This is a genomic window from Halobacteriovorax sp. DA5 (assembly GCF_002903145.1).
Taxonomy (GTDB): domain Bacteria; phylum Bdellovibrionota; class Bacteriovoracia; order Bacteriovoracales; family Bacteriovoracaceae; genus Halobacteriovorax_A.
In genome coordinates, this window is sequence record NZ_PPDJ01000003.1 from 153,416 (window position 1) to 173,061 (window position 19,646).

Here is a 19,646-nt window from a genome sequence, read left to right on the forward strand (position 1 = left end):
GATTGTTGTGTAGCTCCAATATAATTAGCGAAATTGAATAGTGACCTAATTGCACTTAATCTTCTATTTATAGTCGACGGTGCAAGCTTTTTTTCTAGTAGATGGTTTTTATATCTAAGGGCTAAGAGGTTTAACCTTGACTGGCTTTCTTGAAAAATTAACTTAGACTCCAGATGAGTTGAGCTACTAATGAAGTTCAAAAAATACTGAATGTCATTTTTATAGGAATTAAGAGTGCTTCTCTTTAATGATGAATAAAACTCATTCGAAATTTCAGTTAAAGTATAATTAGAAGAATGAAGAATATTTGGAGTACCCATCATATCCTCCTTTTCTTGCTGACCTTTTTGATTGAAATTTCATAGAGACCAGTGTGCAGCTCAACTTTATCAAGAAGATCATCTAATGAATGAGACTGCTTTTTACCAAAAGCCAAGTATTCAAAGGATACATCAAAGAAGTCGGCCACCTTTTGAACTTGTTCTATGTTTGGAGAACCACCATTTAACCAATTGTTTAAATTAGTTTTCGGCACACCAGACTTCCTTGCTAGTGAAGCAACTGTTATATCATATTCATTAATAAGTTCTCTAAGAACCTCTTTTAGTTTTAGCTTAGTCATACTTTTTCACCTTTTCATACATCTCCTCGGACAAAGGGCCCGGGAGGTGTATAAAAAGTCTTGATTCGGAACAGGAAAGTCTTAATGTGGAATGGAGTAGACTTGATCTAGATCGTTTACATCATCTTCAAGCTTTTGATTAAGATCTTTGCCCTTTAGAACTTCTATATAGCGCTTGTTTGATTTTTTACACTTTACAACTCTGAAGATGCCAGGCGATCGATCAGCTAAATCCTTAAACTTATCTCTTCCAGGCACTCCACGCATGTTAGGAAATTGCTCCTTAATTTTAGATTTAAAATCCTTATCAATTTCAAATCTCATGCCCTTGTGGGTATTAGCAGGGATATACTCTTCAATAAACCATTCTTCCCACCCGTTATACGTCTCGCTTCTGAGGTGGTCTAGCCATTGAGATCGGAAGGGAACATTATTTTTACTCGCAGGGGTTCGATTTATTAGAAAAAAAGCAAGTTCTCTGATGTTATCACTCTTAGTAAGTTCAGTTGCATACTTCCCTACATCACGGCAAAAACTTGCATTTCTGAGAGGTATGTCAGTCATCATGATAAATGAATATCGCCGCTCTTTTTCACCCAAAGGGATCGCATCTAAGGTATTTGATGAAATATAGATCGATGCCCAATTATCCACCGTTTTTGCATTTTCATACTTTTCTTCACACTCAAATTGCGAGTTGATAAGTAACTTAAGCTGATCTTCACTTTTAAGTCCTGATACTCTCAGTTCGTCGAAGTGAAGCAGGGTTTTGTCCTTTAGTTTAGAATTAAAATTTCCCGTTAGGCAGCGATCGCCACCGAGAAGGGAGTAATTGGTTGGCCCATGAAGCTCTTGGATGATTTGGCCCAAAATACCTTTCCCTATACCTTGCTCACCTACAGCGACAAGCATTGTCTGGTTGCGATCAGTTAAAGAACGTGAGAGCCAGTCTAGTAAGTACTCGTAGGAGTCAGTATCGTTGCTAACAAGGTGCTTGAAGAACTCTTCATATATTAAGGGCAACTTAGACTGTGTCGGTATGACTTCCTTTTTCCAAAATGGAGGAAGGTAAGTATTAAATGTTGATCCATAATTAGTATGCGTCAATCTTTTCTTCCAAGTAAACGGATTGTAGATAAACTCCGCATCGGTATGGTTTTTCAACATATATTGAGCTCTTTTCTTTGAACTCAATAAGTGATTAAGGTTAACTAAGTCGTAATTTTTAAAATAATCGTCTTCCTCGAAATATTGAATCACTTTTTTAGCATTTTCGGAGTTTGCAATAGTAATCCATTGAAATGGATCGCGAGGTTGTAGTCGTGGATGTTTAGGAGATGGCTGATTATTGCTGTAGGCATCATCAATTGTTCTTAAGTCATTATTATCTAAGTAACCATAAGATCCTTTATCCTTAATTTGCTCTGAAAAATCTTCTTTACTTAGGCCTAAACGTGCACATTCAGAAGCTGCTTTTAAAAGGGCACCATGCCATTCTCCATCTGGGGCACCTGAAAGCAAGAATTTGGATGTTTCTATCGTTGGCCTAATCTTTGAGAGATCAACACTCATTTCTTTAGAGCTATTTAGCACCTTTGCTGATGGAGTTGCTAATTTAGCCAGATCAACTTCTATAAGCTCACCATTCTCATTTTCATAGATAATTTCTTTACAAGGTCTCCACGTCTTAGCCGCATCTTTTGCTAAATGGTCAGCCTGAGGATATCTATTTAAAAATTCCTCATAGAGATTTTCGTAAATTTCAGCGTCGTGAATTCTTTGACTTAGTTCAAGGACGACTCTAAAACGATCACATGAAGGATTTCCATTTTTTGGAACTTGATGACTTTGTGTAGTGCCAATAAGACAGTTAAAATCCTGAAACTCTTTGATTGCATCAGCAAGAGTCATACCTTCATCGAAATCTAAGACGATAAAGTCAGTCGATAAGAAATTACTTTTTGACCTGTGATCGTTAGCAAATTGGCCATGTGACCACTGCTTGGTTGTGATGATCTGTTTTAAATCATCAAAATTTGAGATTGAAACCATTTTTCCATCTGCTGACTTCATTGCAGGGAATGTGCTTATCGCTTTCATAATAACCTCCTGAAAAGCGAGTTCCTAAAGCACTATTTTCGAACAGATGAATTTCTCTTTCTGTTAAGCGGAGCTGAACGGAGCTCTAGAATAATTTCCCAAGTTCCCAGGGCTTATTGAAAAAGTTTTTTAAATTTTCTTGGGAACTTGGGACTAGGATTTCTGTTTAAGAGTTCCTGAGAGCTTTTTACGAGATTTTTTGAGGCATTCTTCTACATCAATAACTTCATCTGTGATGCTATCTTTAAGATATTCTTCGTAGAAATACTTATCGTTAAGAGATTCGAATTTGCAGATTACATCATCAACACCTAAGCTCAGTGCTTCTCCCATAATATTAGGCAGTGCTGTAATTAAGCATAGGTAAAATCTTTTCTCAAACTCATTATCATTGCCATTGGTATGAGCTGCGATAATATTCTGTATTTGGTCTTGGATTTCTTTTAGCAAGGGCATTTCTACACTATCTTGCTTTAGGTAAATATTTTTTGCCCAAGCACTAGTGAAATCTTTATTATATTTGTCATCTTCAATTTTTCTTTCAGTTGGATCTTTTATATGGCTTGTATTTGCTAGTTTATTTCTTAAAATTTCACGTATTTCATATTTAAATGAGTGATCATAAAAATACTCAAGAGCAAAGCCTCTTTTTTTAAAGCTCTCATCAATTTTTGGAATTAAAAATTGAATTAGTTCTTTTAATGGAACACTTGTTTTTGTTCCTTTTTTAAATGTGTTCTCTTTCCAAAATGAATTTAAATCGGAGGGCATTTTTCCTAGGACTAGAAGCTCTTTTGTTTCATCTTCGATTTCGAGCTTGCATTTGTTGATATTTTGCAATCTCTGCTTTTGATACTCTGAAAGACTGCTAGTGTCTTTCAGAGTTCTAATATTTCTCTTTATTAAGCGAAGTGATTTCGGCATTTCTTTTGGTTTATATAGCTTATGAAGAAGCATTCTTGCTTCAAATTGTTGATTTTTCATAAATATATCTTAGTTGATTTTTTTCTTATTCCCAAGAGAAAGTTCTGCTTCCGTTTAGCTCCGTTATCCGACAAAACTTCTATTTAGGTAATAAATTATTATAAGATGAAGAGAAGAGGACCATATAAAAACACATTGAAGAATATAAAGCCCTTTAGACCTGCTAACTATTTCAAAAAGGAGCATGAAAATAAGGGGCTTTATATTACTTGGGCATCTCCTGTAGATCGTGGAGGTGGACAAATCTCTGTTGCCTATAAGATTCAAGGTGAGAAGAAGCAATTTAGAACTCCTAGGCATAAGACTGTATGGATGGATGAATTTGATATTGAGTATTGCAAGGTCATCATTGAAGAGTGGAAAAATGGTAATAATAACAGTCTGGGGAGAGGTAATCTTGAACCATCATTTTATATTGCTCACAAAGTTGAATTTTTAAATTGGCTTTCAAAAACATGCAAGCATTCAACGATTTATGGTTATGACAGAAGTCTAAGGATGTACTCATTTCCTTTTTTAGTAGAGAAACTTCAATTACTTCACCCAAAGCAGTGGGATGTTAAAAGTATAGAAAGATGGGAAATCTTCATGTCTTCACAAGATTTAAGCTCTTCTTCACGAAATAGACATAAAAGTGCATTGAGAAGATATTTGAGATTTTTAAAACTAAAAGGTGAAATAAAAGTAGTACCTCAAATACTCAATGAACCTGAATCAAGAGAGAGTAGAGAAAAGATTCTTCCTGGAGAATTACCAGAATGGGATGATGTTGTAGGTTGGATTAAGGGACTCCCTAGAGGTCGCTATCGATTCATTATGGCCATTTGTGCAGGATTTGGTGTTAGAATTTCAGAAGCATGTGCAGTGACCAGACGCAATTTCTTGGGTATAAAGTCCTCTTTGTATATAGATAAGAAAAATGACTATATCAAAACAATTAAAGATGCAGGACTTGGTGCCTTGTTTTTATATGTTGATACTGCAATTAAAGCACCTGTAGGAGCAGATATTATCAAAGTGTTAGGGGAGCCTGATAATGATCCTAAAACAGGTCCCTATACAGCTTGTTGCACTAACCAGGAAATGGCCAATCTCATTATTGAAATGATTAAAAATAAAGAGCATCAGATGCAGATGACTAAAGAGCAAATAACAAAGGAAATTGCGAGTCTTCCTAGAGATAACTCTATTTTCAAATTTGATCAGTATCGCTCTCATGATTACAGAAGATTAAATATTACTCTTCAATCTATGGATTTGGACTTAGAAAGTAATGTTGAAATTTGCTGTAGGACTCATGGTCATTCTAGTAGAGAGATGTTTTTAAGGTATTTTCAATGGGGATTAACTCAAAGAAGGAATCAGGTAGAAGCAGAGGATGAAGATTTGATTGCTTTTGATATAAAAGCTTAGCTTATGCAGATTGAATAAATCTAAATTTATAATTTGTCTTCATTGAACACATATCTGGAATAAATCTTTTGAGAAAGAAAAGATCACTTTCTAATATCTTTCCATCCTGAACTCTTTGATCAAGACCAGTTAATTCTTCATGGTGAAGGAAAAGAAGATTTGCTGTGTAATCAATGAGAGTTTTTTCTGAAGTTTGTGAATCAAGATTTGAAAATGTAAGGCGGTATAAGGTTGGTGCCCGGGGCGAGACTCGAACTCGCACAATGTTGCCATCGGTGGATTTTGAATCCACTGCGTCTACCATTCCGCCACCCGGGCATATTTTAAAATTTTTTACCAATTCGTTTCTATATTTCCTAATTTCTTTTTTTATATCAATACTTTAGTTCAACTTTCTATCTTGGTAATGGTAATTACAAAAAGTTTTTACCAATTCGCCAATTTTCCCAATCAATTCATGCCCTTAGTAGGTAAGCAGGTCAGGATTTCAAAATTTTGAATCCGCTGTGTCTACCATTCCACCACCGGGCCATTGAGAATAGATTAAGTCTATTCATTTCAAGGAAATCAGTCAATTGTTAAAAATTCTGCGCATTGTTGACGCATGGTGCGTTTTTTGTTTTGGAAAATATAAATGATTTCTGTATAAGAGCGCTTTTGCGGACCTATGTGTTTTCCAGTTTTGGTGAGAGCCTGTTTCTTTAGTTAATTTTTTTTCACTTTGCTTAACTGAACTTAGGTACTTCTTTCTTTGTTATATGTCGAAAGACTCTTTGAAGAAACTCTACAAAGGAAGAATATATGAAAGTTGGATTTCTCGTTTTAATTTTATGTGTTATCTCATTTTTTGTAGGAAGAGGCACATCTTTTATGGGAAGCGCTCTTAGCACTAATACACTACTCCATGATAATCCAATGATGAAGTCGAAGGATAAGAAGTTATCAAAGCTTGATAATGGGGCCCTTGTGTCTAAGGAAACTTTCGATTATTGGAAATTACCGCAGGAAAGTTCAAAGCGTGGTTCATATGATAAATTAACTACTTTAAACTTAGGACGCGGTCTCTATACAATTGGAAGCGATAGTATTGTAAACTCACATTTTATCATTGGTAACGATGGCGTAATCGTCTACGATACAGGCGATAACGAACACGATGCAAGCATCTTTTATAAAGAGTTAAGAAAAGTTACTCAGTATCCTGTTAGAGCAATCATATACTCACATGAACATTATAGTCTTGGTGCAAAGTACTTTGTTGAAGAAGAAAAACGTAGAGGTAATAGAAATATTAAGATAATTGGTCATCCAAATACAAATAAAGTTATGGCGATGACAGGAGGAGTTGAAGCTCTACACTCTGAAGTTAGTGGTGTTTTAATGGCCAGAACAGTTGAGCAATTTAATCTATACCTTCCAGATAAAGGTGATGATGCACGTTTTAAAAATACTGTAATACCTAATAATGATGGCTTTGTTCCTGTAAACACTCCTGTTCGTAATGGACAACGTCTAACAATTGTTGGTGTTGATATGACTTTCTATACTAAAGATATCGGTACAGATACCTCGAATCAAGTTCTCGTCCATATTCCATCTAAAAAGGCGGTACTGAATAATATTATGTGGGGCTGGTTTCCGAATATTTATAGTCTAAGAGGAGGTAAGTATCGTAACCCAGAAGATTGGAAAAGGTCAGTTGAGTTTATAAAAAAACTTAAACCAGAAATCCTTATGAGTACTCATTCTACTAGTCTAAGGGGACGAGAAAAAATAGCACAACGACTTCAAAGTTATCAAGATGGCCTCTCGTTTGTGTTAGATCAAACCTTAAAAGGTATCTCTCTTGGAATGGGTCCTGATGAACTAAGATACTTTGTGAAAATTCCTGATTATTTAAAAAGTGAACCTACATTGATTGAAAATTATGGAACAGTTTCATCAATGCCTCCTCGTATTTATACAGCTATTTTTGGACATTTTGATCGTGATGCAACAAATCTTTATAAGCTTCATCCTGATGATGAAGCGAAGCGAATTGTTCTTGCGATGGGGGGGGAGACACGAGTTAAGTCGCTAGCTGATTATGCATATCGAGACGGAGATTATCAGTGGTCATGTCAGTTAGCTAATTATCTTGTTCGAATTAATAATAGTAATGATAATAATCAAATCAAAGCAAATTGTTTAAAACAAATTGGCTATCGAAGCCTTGCTACAACTGCTCGTAGTTGGGCCTTGAGTCAAGCAAGAAAAGCAGAAGGTAAGGTTGCCATTATTAAAAATGCACCAGCAACCTTTGTACAAGTAAGAAATAATGCAAGTGCGTTTGTTAATAATTATCGCATTAGAATTAATCCCGGACGATCTCAAGGGACTGATAAGTTCATTGCAGTGAATCTCGGTTATGATGAAAAGTATGGCCTACATATAAGAAATGCCGTTGTTGATTTTGTTACAGATAGGAAGATGATTGAGAAGATGAAGGATATTGAAGTGCACATGAACAAAGATACGTTTACAAAGATTTATAATAATTTAGGAACTGTTGATGACTTTATCGCTAGTGCAGATATTGGAATTGAAAAAGGAACGAGAGAAGAAGTTATCGAAGCCTTTTCAAATTTCGATATTATCTATGATTGGGAAAATGATCCGGCCCTGAATGTGCTAAAAGAACGTACGCTGGCCAGTGAAGAAGAATGATTATTAAAAAACTAACCCTTTCGTATTAACGAGAGGGTTTTTCTACAATTATATTGGTAAATATCTTCCGGAATATATTGATGTATTTTCGTGTTATCAATAATACATGAATACATAACGAAATCGATGAAATAACTCGGGAACGGCCAGATCTTTCTGATCGCTTTTGAAAGAACTTCTAATGTGAAAACTGGAAATGGAATATCCCTTGTACCTGTAATCTTCTTTGCCTCTTGAAGTGATATCGTTTCACTTGGAGCAACATTGTAGACACCTGTTGGAATTTTATCTAATGCTTGAAATAAAATATTTGCCATATCGTATTCATGGATAAATTGCATCATAGGATTAAAATCAATTGGCACAGGAGTCATATTAGAAGTTAAATATCGAGAGATGGTGTTATCAATTTGAGGTCCTATAATATTACAAGGACGTAGAACAACTGTTTCGATATTTTCTCTATTTTTCCACATCCAGTTAGTACATAGAGCGTCTATCTCTGTCACATCACGTAGCTCAGGGTGCTTAATACTAACTTTTAGTGGATAGTCTTCATTTATAAATACAGGATTGTCTGGTTGTGCCCCGTAAACGTGATAGGTAGAAAGCATGATAAACTTTTTAATTAAATACTTTTCCGCGAGCTCCAATACTTTACTGGTATTAACAAGACTGAAACTTAGGCGTTCCTCGGCACTTCCTCCGGGAGGAGTAATCCTTCCTATTTGATAGATCGATTCAAATCTATTTTCACGAAAGAGCTTTTCAAAATTTCGTCGTGTATATCGCATACGATGAAATGTATAATTATCGAAATCAACTTCGTTTTTCATCTTTCGAGAATCAATTCCAATGATTCTTGCATCAGGCATACGCTTTGCTAGAATTCCACATAGAATATTTGCTAGCCCTCCTGAAGCACCAATGATTAAGATAGAGCGTTTATTATTCATCGCCGTTATCCTCATTCATTTTTTTAGAAAATGCCCAAGGTCTACGTGTCTTCCTACCTTCAGTAAGCATTGATTGAATGACTCTTTCTATTTCTCGAATATGTGGATTAATTAAGCTATCCTCACTATCTGCATCAATATCTTCTGGTAATTCTATTGGTTTACCTACATGAATATCAATAGGTGATGGGAGTGGGAAGTAATTTGCACTTATAGGCAGTGCTGGAAGCTTCAAGATTTTAGCAACTGCGCTTGCTTGGTAAACATAAGGAAATATCTCTTCGGCTCCAACAACTGCAACGGGGAGTATTTTTACACCACTCTTTAGTGCCATTCTAAAAAATCCCGGCGTGAACTCTTGAACTTTATAATAGTTAGTTGTGCTCTTAGAGACGCCTCTTACACCTTCTGGAAAGATAAGAAGAGATTCACCTCTTTTCAGAAGATTGAGGCAATTATCACGATCACCTAAAACGGCACCACATTCAGAAGACCATTTGTTAATAAAGGGAAGAGCTGTAAAAAAGCGTTCAACCATTAGCCTTAAAACTCTAGGTGGTTCATTTTCAAAAGCGAAGGCACAGCCAATCATGAGGCCATCAATGGCGATTTGACCTGAGTGATTGGATATAACCATGTACTGTTCATTTTTGATATTCTCTTTACCAAATAAACGCACCTTAAAGTAGTGGCGATAAATTGTATAAAGAATTTCAAAACTCTTCTTGGCTTTTGGAACACTTAGGCCCCAAGGGTCTTCTGTCTCCCCATAAATCTTTAAAAGACTTTGATAAGTACTTTCGAGAGTGCTCTTTTCTTCACTGGTTAGTAAGTCCTTATAACTTGAAAATTTACTTTCAAGAACCTGTTCAAAAGAGTTGAATTTTTTTGCTAAAAAATCTAATGAAATCATACTTATCTTTTTGTAAAATAGGGGACGATCTATTATTTATTCTATCTGAAAGAGTGAATTATGCAAAAAGAGGAATGGAAAACCAAGCTTAAGAAAATAGTTGATGAGTGCTCTCAAGAACTATCCAAGGCAACTGTTATTGGTAAGAAGATGCTTACTGCGTCTCATACAAATACTCTGTTAAATGAGAAGTATCAGGAGTTGGGACAACTAGCTGCAAAGCATCTTAGTTCGGGAATACTTGAGTGGGAAAACCCTAAAGTTGATGAACTCTTAAAAGAAATTAAAGATTATGAAAATCAACTTCATTTGATGGAAAAAGACGTATCAAATATTAAATCAAAATGTTCTAAAGAGTAGCTTAGTCTCTTTGGTTATTCTCTAGCTCATTTTGTAATAAAAGGTAATTGATAATGGCATTTTCTAATTGCGGAACCCCTTGTCCTTTTAGGGCCGAAATAAAGTGAATTTGAGTTACCCACTTATGTTCTTTAAAGATAGCAGGCTTTAGCTTGTTAAGTGCCGCTCTTTCTTTTTGAGTCTTAAGCTTATCAAGTTTATTAAATAGAAGAAATGCTTCATGACCAAATGGGCTTAGGTAATCTCTAAAGACTAAGTCAGCTTTTTGATTTGGGTGACGAGCATCTTGAAGATTAAGCATAAGGTTTTGTTCACCACAGTTCTTAAAAAATTCATCCATTAGATTTGCCCAATGAGCATGAATTTCTTTTGAAACCTTAGCATGTCCGTAACCAGGAAGGTCAAATAGATAGAAAGGTGGAAGATTATCGACAACTTTACCTTCTTTCTCTAATTGAAATGAGAAGATATTTACTTGGCGTGTACGTCCTGGTGTCTTTGAAGTAACAGCAGTACTTTTTCCAAATAAAGAGTTAATTGTTGAAGATTTACCCGCATTTGAGCGGCCAATGAAACTTACACCAATCGGTTTTTCTGCATTTAACCATTCAATTAGTTGGTTCACATCTGTCATTCCGTATTTGAATTGAGTTGTACCTTTGGCGATTTTATATTCCATTTTTCTTCACTTCCGTTTATCTACGATTTTGCTTAAATTCTAAGGAGTTATATATGCTAGAAGTACCAAAGTTAGATAAACTTGTAAAAGACACATTTTGTGTTCATGGAAATTCTATAGAAATTACACCTTTATTTGGCTCAAAACGTCGAATTTTATTGAATCGAACATCCTATCATATTGAATTAACAGGAAAGGAGTTTATTGTTGATTCTCTAGAAATATCACTACCTATTATTTCGATAGAGGATGAAGCTGGCTTTAAGCTATCAATTGTGAAAACAAATGTAGGTGATACCTTTTGTTTGTCAGGAATTAATGGAGCAACCTTTAGAATTAACGGCTCATTTTCATCTCACGCTTATCTGAGGAAGGGCGATGAAATCATCCTTGGGCGAAATCGAATTCGCTGCTTAAGAGAGGAGCGCAAAGAGAAGCTCAGTTTTGATTATCAAATCCATCCAAAGCTTAATGTCTTAATTGAAGGAGAGACTGGAACTGGAAAGAGCTATTTAGCAAAAAAGATACATGAGCAAAGTGGCGTGCTTGGTAATTTTGTTCATCTTAACTTAAGTTCTTACTCTCATAATATTTTGGAGTCAGAATTATTTGGTCATAAGAAAGGATCTTTTACAGGTGCCTTAAGTGATAAGGATGGTGCTCTAAAAATGGCCAATGGTGGAACATTATTCTTAGATGAAATCGATTCTATTTCAAAAGAAGTTCAAGCAAAGCTTTTGCTCTTTCTCGATGATGGACTTTTCTATCCAGTTGGATCAAATCAAGCGCAATATATAAAAACTAGAGTTATCGTGGCCTCAGGTCGCTCCCTGTTAAAGCTAGTAGAGGAAGGGAAAATGCGCTCTGATTTTTATTTTCGTATATCATCTGAAGAAGTGATAAAATTAGATTCTTTGCGTGAGAATGATCAACGTTTAAATGAGTTACTTTGTTCTTATGAAAATCGATATGGCATTACCATTCACCCTAAACTTAAGAAGTTTTATCATTGTTACTCATGGCCTGGAAATATTAGGCAATTAAATGCACATTTAAAAAAGAAGCACCTAAAGGGGAAGTCAAATCTTCTAACTTATTGTGAAATGGATGATAATCTTATGGATCACAATCAGATAATAGATCGTTCTATTGAAAATAATGAATTCTATTCATATCGAGATATGAAGCATCGTTACTTTTTAAAAGTTTTTAATCATTGTGACCAAAATGTTGCAACTACTGCAAGTTTACTTGGAGTTTCAAATCAAACAGTGAGAACGGTCTTATCCATTTAAAATTGAGTCGATATAGACCTTTTCAACGTGACCGTCGATTTTTAGATCTTCAATTAGTTTATTAACTTCATAACGAACTTTTTCTTTGATAATTTTCTTCCCTTCTGGCTCAAGAGGAAAGTTAGGCACAACAGCTTGAAGTGATTCATTGAGGCGGTCGCGTATTAAAATCTCATTTTCTGGTTTATAGAAATACTGGGCCGTGTATCGATTATTTGTTTCTAATAGCACATCGATAAGAAGAGACTTCATGCCATTTCTATTTTTTATGTAAATTGGAATATCAACATTTCTTAAAAAGATCGTTCTTTTATTGGCCAGACGATAACGAGATCGACCCCATTTAGCTTTTTCTAGATCTTCTTCACTAGCAATTTTTCTTTCTTGTTTTGGAGAAGTCTTATCTGAAATCTCCTGGATATTTTGATAAACAGAAATACCTGTTAGTGAAAAAACAGTTAGGGTACATGTTATTCCCACGGCCTTGGCCGGAGAGACTGCTGCAAGTTTTAGGGCAACATTCTTTGACCAAAAACTTTTCGCTGCGTTGTAGGCCATGAGAGGAATATCACCAGACATTTTAAAATTCTTAAAAGCAGCTCCAACACTTGCTAAACTTTGCTTTTTGGCCAGCATGAATGTGACTAATGCAGCTAGCTTAATTCTAAACCATTTCTTTGCCGGCCCAGTAAGGAACTCTGGCAAGGCAATGATCTTCTGGATTAGTCCAGCGATTGTCTTTAGAAAGTTGTGATAAGAATTCTTAATCTTATTTGGAGTAATTCCAGTAAAGAAGTTGGCAAGATTTGTTAGCAAACCATTTAAATATTTTTCAATTTTTAGCCATTTATTCATCATTACAGAATATCCCCAAATCTATCTCTATAGCACTTATCGGCAAGTCCCTAAAATACCTGAGTGGCAACAGTTAATTCTTGAGTAAATTAATATGCTAGGAAGTTTTTTCTGGATGTGGGGGAAGCTGAATGGATTCTTAAGAAATCTCAATAATTACGCCGTAGAGAAGAGGTGATGGGGAGAATATTTTAAGGAGAAGACATGCTTAGAGCATTAACATTATTTTCACTTTTGACCATTGTTTCATGCGGACCGATCTCAATGGATCGACAATTTCTTGATGTTATGGGAGAGGAAGATGAAGGATTCTCACTATTTAGCCCAGGTAAGGCGTTTGATACTGTTGGGGGAGACCCTAGCTATGTGCAGTACTCTAAAGATGAAATGATGAAAAGAACACCATCAAGTGAAGAAGATTACCCTTCATGGTCTCAAGAAAAACGATTGAAAATGGAGCTACAGGGTAAGCTCGATAGTATGCGTCCTGAGGATCGTGAAGCATTCCGTCGAAAAGAGAGGATGTTTGATAATGACTCTCAAAAACTATACTACCTAACATTAACAAGAGCAGAGCAGCAAGAATATGGAAGAACCCTCGTTCGATATGAGAAGCAGAGGAAATTTGAGGCCAGAAAGCCTGCATCAATTTTTCGCTATTCTCCAAGAGCTCAGGCACACCGCGAAATTGCAATGGGGATGGACAAGAAGAATGTAATTGATCGCTGGGGAAACCCACATCGTGTTGACACAGCAGGTAACCCACAGCTTGAAAATGAGCGTTGGACCTTCTTTGAAAATGGTGAGCGTAAATTTGTCTACTTTAGCCAAGGAAAGGTTGAAGGCTGGTCTCTCGAGTAGGGAAAGCAATCTTCAGGGGAGTATAATAAATATTTAATATTATTACTTCTAGCGGTTGATATCGCTGTATATTTGAGTTAAAAAAGTCATTCATTGGGAGAGGAAATGGCCAAAAATATATATTCAATGACTGGCTTTGGTAAGGCCGAAGCGGGAAGTGAAAGCCTTCAAGTTACAGTTGAAATCAAGACAGTAAATCATCGCTTTAAAGATATTCGATTTAAGATGTCATCACTTTTTAATAGTGTTGAACTTGAAATGAGAAATCTCATTGCGCAAAATTTTAAACGTGGAAGCTTTGATATAAACGTAAGCTATAAAAGGCTTGAAGCGAAATCTCGTTTTGATGATATTGATACTGAAAAAGTGAACGCATTTATAACTTCGATGAAACATCTAGCAGACAAGAATGATGTTCAACTCGATATAAAACCAACTGATTTTTTACGTAATGAATTTATGAAAGAAGTCGATGAGTCTTCTATTGATGAGATGAATGTTTTTGCCATCGATGCCCTTAAGGGAGCGATTGAGAACTTAAAAGAATCACGTAAGATTGAAGGTCAAAAAATGGTCGATGTTATTAAAAAACATCAGCAATCTTATGAAGAGTTTTTTAAAGTAGTTAATGATAAGTCAGATGATTTTCAAGCGGCCGTAAAGGAAAGACTTGAGAAGAGATTTGAAGAATATAAAACGGCGATGCCTGTTGATGAACCTCGCTTTATGCAAGAAGTAATCTTCTACTTAGAGAAAATGGATATTCACGAAGAAATTAATCGTATTAATGCCCACCTATCTAAGTTAAATGACCTGCTAACAAAAGGCGGGGAAGTTGGACGCCAAATTGATTTTCTTATTCAAGAGCTTAACCGCGAAACTAATACAACGGGATCGAAGTCAACACTACAAGAGATCTCTGAAGCCGTTGTTCAAATGAAGGTTCAGCTAGAAAAGATTCGAGAGCAAGGTTTAAACCTCGAGTAGTATTATGAGTGAAGGTAAAATTATAGTTATTGTTGCACCATCTGGATCAGGAAAATCAACTCTGATTAAGAGGATTAAAAATGAATTCCATGATCTCCTGGAGTCGGTTTCTTTTACGACAAGAAAGGCCCGTGAAGGTGAGGAGCATGGTAAGCACTATAACTTTATATCAGAAGAAGAGTTTCTTGCTATGAAGAAGCAAGATGCATTTTTAGAATGGGCAAAAGTTCATGGTAATTACTATGGAACTTCTAAAGACTTTGTCGAAAACGAAATTGCTCAAGGGCATAATCTTCTTTTTGATCTAGATGTTCAAGGAACTGACTCATTCAAAGAATATTTTGGTGATCGTGCACGTGTGATATTTATTGCTCCACCAAGTGTTGAAGCATTGGAGCAGAGACTTCGTGGCCGTGGCACGGAGACAGATGAAAGTTTAAATATTCGTCTTGATAATGCAAAACGCGAATTACTTAGAAAGAATGATTACGATTATCTTGTGGTTAATGATGACCTTGAGACTGCATATATTGAATTAAAAGATATTTTTGAAGGAATCTTAAGAAAGTAATGTACCAGCAACTCGATTTCGCCCATGAGCGCGAATTAAATATTGATGAACTTTGTCGACGTGTCGAAACTTATTATCCAGACGCGAATTTCACTCTTTTAAGAAAAGCTTATCTCTTTGCAGAAAAGTCCCATGAGGGACAGATGCGAAGTTCTGGAGAGAAGTATATCATTCACCCGCTGAATGTTGCTGCTACTCTTGTTAAGCTTCATATGGATCTTGATACGATTATCGCAGGCCTTCTTCATGATGTTGTTGAAGACTGTAGTGTTACTCCTGAAGAGATTGAAAAAGAATTTACGACTGAGATCGCGCAAATTGTTGTAGGTCTAACTAAGATCTCTAAAATGAAATTTAAGTCAAAGGAACAATCGCAAGCGGAAAACTTCCGTAAGATGGTTGTTGCCATGGCACAAGACCTGCGAGTTATTATTGTTAAGCTTGCAGATCGTATGCACAATATGAAAACGCTTCAGTATGTTCGTGAAGAAAAACAAAAGCGAATTGCCGAAGAAACTCTTGATATCTACGTACCACTAGCTTCTAGGCTCGGTATCAACTCGGTAAAGATTGAACTAGAAGACATCTGTCTTCGCTACCTTCACCCTGATGTTTATTATCGTTTGGCCGAAAAAGTTGCGATGAAGAAGAGTGATCGCGAAACTTATATTGGTGACACAATTGGTGTCGTAACAGAGAAGCTTTTTGAATACTCAGTAAAAGCCGATATTACAGGACGCTCAAAACACTTCTATTCAATTTATAAAAAGATGGTTTCACGCGGTGTGGATTTTGAACAAATTCACGATATCTTAGCATTTAGAATCATCGTTAATAATATTACTGAATGTTATAAGGCCCTTGGGGTTATTCACTCGGCATTTACACCGATCCCAGGACGTTTCAAAGATTATATTGCAATCCCAAAGGTTAACAACTACCAGTCTCTTCACACGACGGTCGTTGGACCTAAGGCAGAGAGAATTGAAATTCAAATTCGTACTCAAGAGATGCATGAAGTTGCGGAACGAGGGATTGCTGCTCACTGGAAGTATAAAGAAGGGATGTCATCAGGTAAGACTAAACTTGATTGGGTACAAGAACTTCTTGAATATAATAAGGACACAGATAATAGTTCTGAATTCATGTCTCATGTTAAGAATGATCTTGATGTAGGCGGTGTCTTTGTTTTCACACCAAATGGTGATGTATTTGAACTTCAAGATAATTCGACTCCACTAGATTTTGCATACCGTGTCCACACTGATATCGGACACCGTTGTGTGGGAGCGAAAGTTAATGGAAGAATGGTACCATTAAAGTACGTTCTTCGCTCAGGTGATACAATTGAGATTCTTACATCAAAGACTCAAACTCCTAATAAAGATTGGTTAAATATTGTTAAGTCTTCTAAGGCAAAGGCAAAGATTAAGTCTTGGCTGCTTAAGGCCGAAAGAGAGCGCAATATTGAAGTTGGTAAGGAAACTCTTGATAAGGCATTCAAGGTTCTTGGTACGACTCTAAAAGCAGTTTTAAAGCGTAATGATCTTGATTATGCGAAAGAAAATCTGACTAACGTTAAAACTTATAGTGAAATCTACAATAACGTCGGCGCTGGGAAATTACATGTTGATAAAGTTATCGAATGTATTCCAGGTCTAAAAGATGAAAAAGTTGATGATGCAAAGAAGAAAGAAATCTCTTCACTTACTTCAACTATTTCTCGTACTGCTAAAAAGCGTGCTCACAAAGATAATGCTGTTATCGTTGATGGAATGGACGACCTCATGGTTCGTATGGCCCGTTGTTGTAACCCTATTCCAGGGGACCCAATTATTGGTTATATCACTCGAGGACGTGGAATTACGATTCACCGTTCAGACTGTACACGTTACGATGTAGGTGATGTCGGGAGACAAATTGCCGTTGAATGGAATGAGAATTTCACGTTTAAGCACCCAGTAAATATTCATGTTCTAACACATGATAGGCCAGGTATTCTTTCAATGATTTCTAAGGAAATTGGAAACCTTGGCGTAAATATTCGCTCGGCCATGGCCAAGTCAACTCAAGATCGAAAAGGTAGCCTTATTTTTGAAGTAGAGGTTAAGGATTATTCTGAACTACTTAAAACAATTTCGGGACTTGAAGCACTAGACTCCGTGATCTCTGTTACAAGAGGTTAAGCATAAAAAAAGGCAGGTCTTACGACCTGCTTTTTTATTTCTTATTTAAAGTATCCAATTAGAGTCTCGACTCCTTGGCCAGATCCACCTTCTTGAACAAGTGAAGGTCTAAATCCACTCGTCCATCCAAAGATATCAAAGTGTGCCCACTTAGTGTCACCAATAAATTTTTCTAGGAAGAGAGCTGCTCCAATAGATCCACCTTGAACAGTCGACATATTGTTCATGTCTGCAAAGTGCGACTTAAAACCTTTATAGTAAGGTCTATAAAGAGGCATACGCCAAGAAAGGTCTCCATTGTTTTGAGAAGCCTTTAGTAGTTTATCAGCTAGTTCATCATCGTTTGCAAACATACTCGTTACATGATCACCCATTGATACTTTTGCGGCCCCAGTTAAAGTTGCAAAATCAATTAATACTTCTGGCTTTTCTTTTTGAGTAATCGCAATATCCATTGCATCGGCAAGAGCAAGTCTTCCTTCCGCATCAGTATTGCCAATTTCGACCTTTAGGCCATTTCGAGAAGTATAGATATCTCCTGGACGAGTAGCATTTTCATTAATCGAGTTCTCTGCAAGTGCAAGATAAAGGTCTACTTTTTTCTTCACACCTGAGTTCTCTAGCCACGTAGCAAATCCCATAACCGTTGCAGAACCACCCATGTCTTTTTTCATTTTACCCATACCTGCGCCACCTTTTAGATTTAGGCCACCGCAGTCAAATGTGATTCCTTTTCCAACGATTGCTGTAGGCTTGCCTTTTGCTCCCGCTGGACGGTATTGCATATGAACAATTCTTGGTGGAGTCGCAGAAGCTTGTCCAACGCTTAAGATTAGTCCGCATTTTTCTTTCTCTAATTTCTTCTCATCATAAATCGTAACTTTCATCGTTTTTGATTTTGCAAAGTGCTTCTTAACCGCGTCTGCGTAAGTTACTGGGTTTAACATATTTGCAGGAAGATTAACTAAGTGCCTTGCTGTATTAATCGATTGCGCCATTGAAAGGGCCGTATCTACTGTAGACTTCGCTACTTTCTTTGCGTCATCAAAGAATGAAATAGCACCAAGGTTTAGTTCTTCTTTAAAACGGTAAAGCGCAAGTTCAAGTCCAACGATTGCACCAGTAATCATATCTTTATCAAGTCCGTAGAAATTGATTTCAACTTTCTTAGAGCGCTCTTTAGTAATCTGACCAACAAGAGAGCCTAGTGCTTCTCTTGCAATAGAGTAGTTACTATCTGTAATAAGGTTATAGTGTTGCTCACCATCTTTAGCTTCTTCGATAACTTTGAAGATAATAGGTCCTTCACTACCAAGGATACTAACTTCTTTTTCTTCGCCAATTCTTCCGATAATCCATTCCGGGATATGCTCAGAATGCGTAATATTACTTTCTTCTAGTGCACTTGCAGTTAGTAAGTAAACTCTCGTTACAGTTGAACGAAGTGATTTTGGGCCACTTTTCTTAGTTGCCATGATTGATGGAACGATATTCATTATTCCTCCTATTTAAATTTTAATCCTCACTGGCCAGGGCCAAGTAAGTAAGTGTTCTGAAGTATTTAAATACTTCTTTGTAGATAATTTTGAGACTTCTAAGTGAATCAAGTGGTGACTTGACTCCCCAGAAATAGAACTTGTATTGATCACTATCGCGACGACGATATTCGATAATCGATTTGATTCTTAGAATATGGTAATCATGTGAAACAATCAGAACAGTATCAATATTACTCTTCTTACGAAGAGCTTGTAGAGTTTCTAAAACATTCTCATAAGTATTCTTTGCATTGTAATCGATATCAAGAAAATCGTGATTAATCTCATCTGTAATTTGATGACTTTGAATTAAAGTACTAACACTATTTTTTGTGTGCACTCCTGAAATTAGAATATTTTCTTGATTGTATTCTTTTGCTAAGCGAATCGCTTCTTGAATACGACCTCTATCCCCAGTAAAGACAACGATGATATCTGGTCTTTTCTTATAGAAAGTTTCTTTTGTTTTAAGGTTTTCGTTTTGAGAGTAGAGGATGAGGATGTAAGAGAGAAGTGAGTAACCTAAGATAAAAATAATAAACTTGGAGAAAAGCTCGAGGGCCTTTCTCCAAGATCTAGTTTGTTTTGTCTCAAATACATACTTCTTATCAAACATAAAA

18 protein-coding genes, 1 tRNA gene and 1 pseudogene are annotated in these 19,646 nt (G+C 36.2%); 8 read left to right on the forward strand and 12 right to left on the reverse strand.

All coding sequences use genetic code 11. The annotated features are described in order from the left end of the window. Positions 1-38: 38 nt before the first annotated feature. The 4 genes and pseudogenes from C0Z22_RS16380 to C0Z22_RS07360 all read right to left on the reverse strand — a co-directional run. Positions 39-323, reverse strand: a pseudogene (locus C0Z22_RS16380) (site-specific integrase); the annotation flags it as partial. Beyond that, the gene (locus C0Z22_RS07350) at positions 320-622 is read right to left on the reverse strand and encodes a helix-turn-helix transcriptional regulator (protein ID WP_103217717.1); all 303 of its coding nucleotides are present in this window, start codon (positions 620-622) and stop codon (positions 320-322) included. The gene C0Z22_RS07350 and the pseudogene C0Z22_RS16380, both read right to left, overlap by 4 nt. An 81-nt stretch (positions 623-703) precedes the next feature. Next, a complete protein-coding gene (locus C0Z22_RS07355) occupies positions 704-2,722 on the reverse strand; it encodes a primase-helicase family protein (protein WP_103217718.1) in 2,019 nt (672 codons plus the stop codon). Between the two features lie 153 nt (positions 2,723-2,875). Beyond that, positions 2,876-3,706 (reverse strand): hypothetical protein, encoded by an 831-nt coding sequence (locus C0Z22_RS07360; RefSeq protein ID WP_103217719.1) that lies wholly within the window; start codon positions 3,704-3,706, stop codon positions 2,876-2,878. A 135-nt stretch (positions 3,707-3,841) separates the two neighbouring features. Here C0Z22_RS07360 and C0Z22_RS07365 point away from each other — a divergent pair, with 135 nt between their 5' ends. Beyond that, positions 3,842-5,119 (forward strand): site-specific integrase, encoded by a 1,278-nt coding sequence (locus C0Z22_RS07365; RefSeq protein ID WP_158246849.1) that lies wholly within the window; start codon positions 3,842-3,844, stop codon positions 5,117-5,119. 1 nt (position 5,120) lies between these two features. On the opposite strand, the gene C0Z22_RS07370 is transcribed toward C0Z22_RS07365, so the two are convergent. Then, positions 5,121-5,381: a hypothetical protein gene (locus C0Z22_RS07370; RefSeq protein WP_103217721.1), complete on the reverse strand. Its 261-nt coding sequence runs from the start codon at positions 5,379-5,381 to the stop codon at positions 5,121-5,123. Next, positions 5,352-5,437, reverse strand: a tRNA-Leu gene (locus tag C0Z22_RS07375). Before C0Z22_RS07375 ends, C0Z22_RS07370 begins: the two co-directional genes overlap by 30 nt. A gap of 483 nt (positions 5,438-5,920) precedes the next feature. On the opposite strand from C0Z22_RS07375, the gene C0Z22_RS07380 reads away from it, so the two are divergent. Further along, positions 5,921-7,825 (forward strand): alkyl sulfatase dimerization domain-containing protein, encoded by a 1,905-nt coding sequence (locus tag C0Z22_RS07380; RefSeq protein ID WP_103217722.1) that lies wholly within the window; start codon positions 5,921-5,923, stop codon positions 7,823-7,825. 11 nt (positions 7,826-7,836) lie between these two features. Here C0Z22_RS07380 and C0Z22_RS07385 read toward each other — a convergent pair whose 3' ends face one another. Beyond that, positions 7,837-8,781, reverse strand: a complete 945-nt coding sequence (locus tag C0Z22_RS07385; RefSeq protein WP_158246850.1) for an NAD-dependent epimerase/dehydratase family protein — start codon at positions 8,779-8,781, stop codon at positions 7,837-7,839. Then, entirely contained in the window at positions 8,774-9,694 is a 921-nt protein-coding gene (locus C0Z22_RS07390) for a lysophospholipid acyltransferase family protein (protein ID WP_103217724.1), read from the reverse strand. The genes C0Z22_RS07385 and C0Z22_RS07390 overlap by 8 nt, the downstream gene beginning before the upstream one ends. Before the next feature lie 60 nt (positions 9,695-9,754). Between C0Z22_RS07390 and C0Z22_RS07395 the strand changes: the two genes are divergently transcribed. After that, positions 9,755-10,054, forward strand: coding sequence for a hypothetical protein (locus C0Z22_RS07395; RefSeq protein ID WP_103217725.1), 300 nt, complete (start codon positions 9,755-9,757; stop codon positions 10,052-10,054). Between the two features lies 1 nt (position 10,055). Here C0Z22_RS07395 and yihA read toward each other — a convergent pair whose 3' ends face one another. Continuing rightward, complete coding sequence (yihA, locus tag C0Z22_RS07400) at positions 10,056-10,733, reverse strand: ribosome biogenesis GTP-binding protein YihA/YsxC (RefSeq protein WP_103217726.1); 678 nt, start codon at positions 10,731-10,733, stop codon at positions 10,056-10,058. Positions 10,734-10,786: 53 nt separating this feature from the next. On the opposite strand from yihA, the gene C0Z22_RS07405 reads away from it, so the two are divergent. Then, complete coding sequence (locus tag C0Z22_RS07405) at positions 10,787-12,028, forward strand: sigma-54 dependent transcriptional regulator (protein ID WP_103217727.1); 1,242 nt, start codon at positions 10,787-10,789, stop codon at positions 12,026-12,028. On the opposite strand, the gene C0Z22_RS07410 is transcribed toward C0Z22_RS07405, so the two are convergent. Continuing rightward, a complete protein-coding gene (locus C0Z22_RS07410; RefSeq protein ID WP_103217728.1) occupies positions 12,017-12,886 on the reverse strand; it encodes a flagellar basal body-associated FliL family protein in 870 nt (289 codons plus the stop codon). The genes C0Z22_RS07405 and C0Z22_RS07410 overlap by 12 nt on opposite strands. 201 nt (positions 12,887-13,087) lie before the next feature. Here C0Z22_RS07410 and C0Z22_RS07415 point away from each other — a divergent pair, with 201 nt between their 5' ends. The 4 genes from C0Z22_RS07415 (at position 13,088) to C0Z22_RS07430 (ending at position 17,488) form a co-directional block, all read left to right on the forward strand. Beyond that, positions 13,088-13,744: a hypothetical protein gene (locus tag C0Z22_RS07415; protein WP_103217729.1), complete on the forward strand. Its 657-nt coding sequence runs from the start codon at positions 13,088-13,090 to the stop codon at positions 13,742-13,744. Between the two features lie 105 nt (positions 13,745-13,849). Continuing rightward, positions 13,850-14,731: a YicC/YloC family endoribonuclease gene (locus C0Z22_RS07420; protein WP_103217730.1), complete on the forward strand. Its 882-nt coding sequence runs from the start codon at positions 13,850-13,852 to the stop codon at positions 14,729-14,731. Between the two features lie 4 nt (positions 14,732-14,735). Further along, the gene (gene gmk, locus C0Z22_RS07425; RefSeq protein ID WP_103217731.1) at positions 14,736-15,302 is read left to right on the forward strand and encodes a guanylate kinase; all 567 of its coding nucleotides are present in this window, start codon (positions 14,736-14,738) and stop codon (positions 15,300-15,302) included. Next, positions 15,302-17,488, forward strand: coding sequence for a bifunctional (p)ppGpp synthetase/guanosine-3',5'-bis(diphosphate) 3'-pyrophosphohydrolase (locus C0Z22_RS07430; RefSeq protein ID WP_103217732.1), 2,187 nt, complete (start codon positions 15,302-15,304; stop codon positions 17,486-17,488). The genes gmk and C0Z22_RS07430 overlap by 1 nt, the downstream gene beginning before the upstream one ends. 41 nt (positions 17,489-17,529) lie before the next feature. On the opposite strand, the gene C0Z22_RS07435 is transcribed toward C0Z22_RS07430, so the two are convergent. Both C0Z22_RS07435 and C0Z22_RS07440 read right to left on the reverse strand, forming a co-directional pair. Further along, positions 17,530-18,984 carry a M17 family metallopeptidase gene (locus tag C0Z22_RS07435; RefSeq protein WP_103217733.1) on the reverse strand — a complete coding sequence of 485 codons (1,455 nt, stop codon included), beginning with the start codon at positions 18,982-18,984 and terminating at the stop codon, positions 17,530-17,532. A gap of 19 nt (positions 18,985-19,003) precedes the next feature. Then, positions 19,004-19,642 (reverse strand): YdcF family protein, encoded by a 639-nt coding sequence (locus C0Z22_RS07440; protein WP_103217734.1) that lies wholly within the window; start codon positions 19,640-19,642, stop codon positions 19,004-19,006. Between the last annotated feature and the right edge of the window lie 4 nt (positions 19,643-19,646).

Bases quoted from the DNA above. Each gene is read 5' to 3' on its own strand.
- C0Z22_RS07395 (WP_103217725.1), top strand. From the start codon at position 9,755: ATGCAAAAAGAGGAATGGAAAACCAAGCTTAAGAAAATAGTTGATGAG.
- C0Z22_RS07360 (WP_103217719.1), bottom strand. From the start codon at position 3,706: ATGAAAAATCAACAATTTGAAGCAAGAATGCTTCTTCATAAGCTATAT.
- C0Z22_RS07440 (WP_103217734.1), bottom strand. From the start codon at position 19,642: ATGTTTGATAAGAAGTATGTATTTGAGACAAAACAAACTAGATCTTGG.
- C0Z22_RS07390 (WP_103217724.1), bottom strand. From the start codon at position 9,694: ATGATTTCATTAGATTTTTTAGCAAAAAAATTCAACTCTTTTGAACAG.
- C0Z22_RS07405 (WP_103217727.1), top strand. From the start codon at position 10,787: ATGCTAGAAGTACCAAAGTTAGATAAACTTGTAAAAGACACATTTTGT.
- C0Z22_RS07350 (WP_103217717.1), bottom strand. From the start codon at position 622: ATGACTAAGCTAAAACTAAAAGAGGTTCTTAGAGAACTTATTAATGAA.
- gmk (WP_103217731.1), top strand. From the start codon at position 14,736: ATGAGTGAAGGTAAAATTATAGTTATTGTTGCACCATCTGGATCAGGA.
- yihA (WP_103217726.1), bottom strand. From the start codon at position 10,733: ATGGAATATAAAATCGCCAAAGGTACAACTCAATTCAAATACGGAATG.
- C0Z22_RS07410 (WP_103217728.1), bottom strand. From the start codon at position 12,886: ATGATGAATAAATGGCTAAAAATTGAAAAATATTTAAATGGTTTGCTA.
- C0Z22_RS07355 (WP_103217718.1), bottom strand. From the start codon at position 2,722: ATGAAAGCGATAAGCACATTCCCTGCAATGAAGTCAGCAGATGGAAAA.
- C0Z22_RS07420 (WP_103217730.1), top strand. From the start codon at position 13,850: ATGGCCAAAAATATATATTCAATGACTGGCTTTGGTAAGGCCGAAGCG.
- C0Z22_RS07435 (WP_103217733.1), bottom strand. From the start codon at position 18,984: ATGAATATCGTTCCATCAATCATGGCAACTAAGAAAAGTGGCCCAAAA.
- C0Z22_RS07385 (WP_158246850.1), bottom strand. From the start codon at position 8,781: ATGAATAATAAACGCTCTATCTTAATCATTGGTGCTTCAGGAGGGCTA.
- C0Z22_RS07415 (WP_103217729.1), top strand. From the start codon at position 13,088: ATGCTTAGAGCATTAACATTATTTTCACTTTTGACCATTGTTTCATGC.
- C0Z22_RS07380 (WP_103217722.1), top strand. From the start codon at position 5,921: ATGAAAGTTGGATTTCTCGTTTTAATTTTATGTGTTATCTCATTTTTT.
- C0Z22_RS07430 (WP_103217732.1), top strand. From the start codon at position 15,302: ATGTACCAGCAACTCGATTTCGCCCATGAGCGCGAATTAAATATTGAT.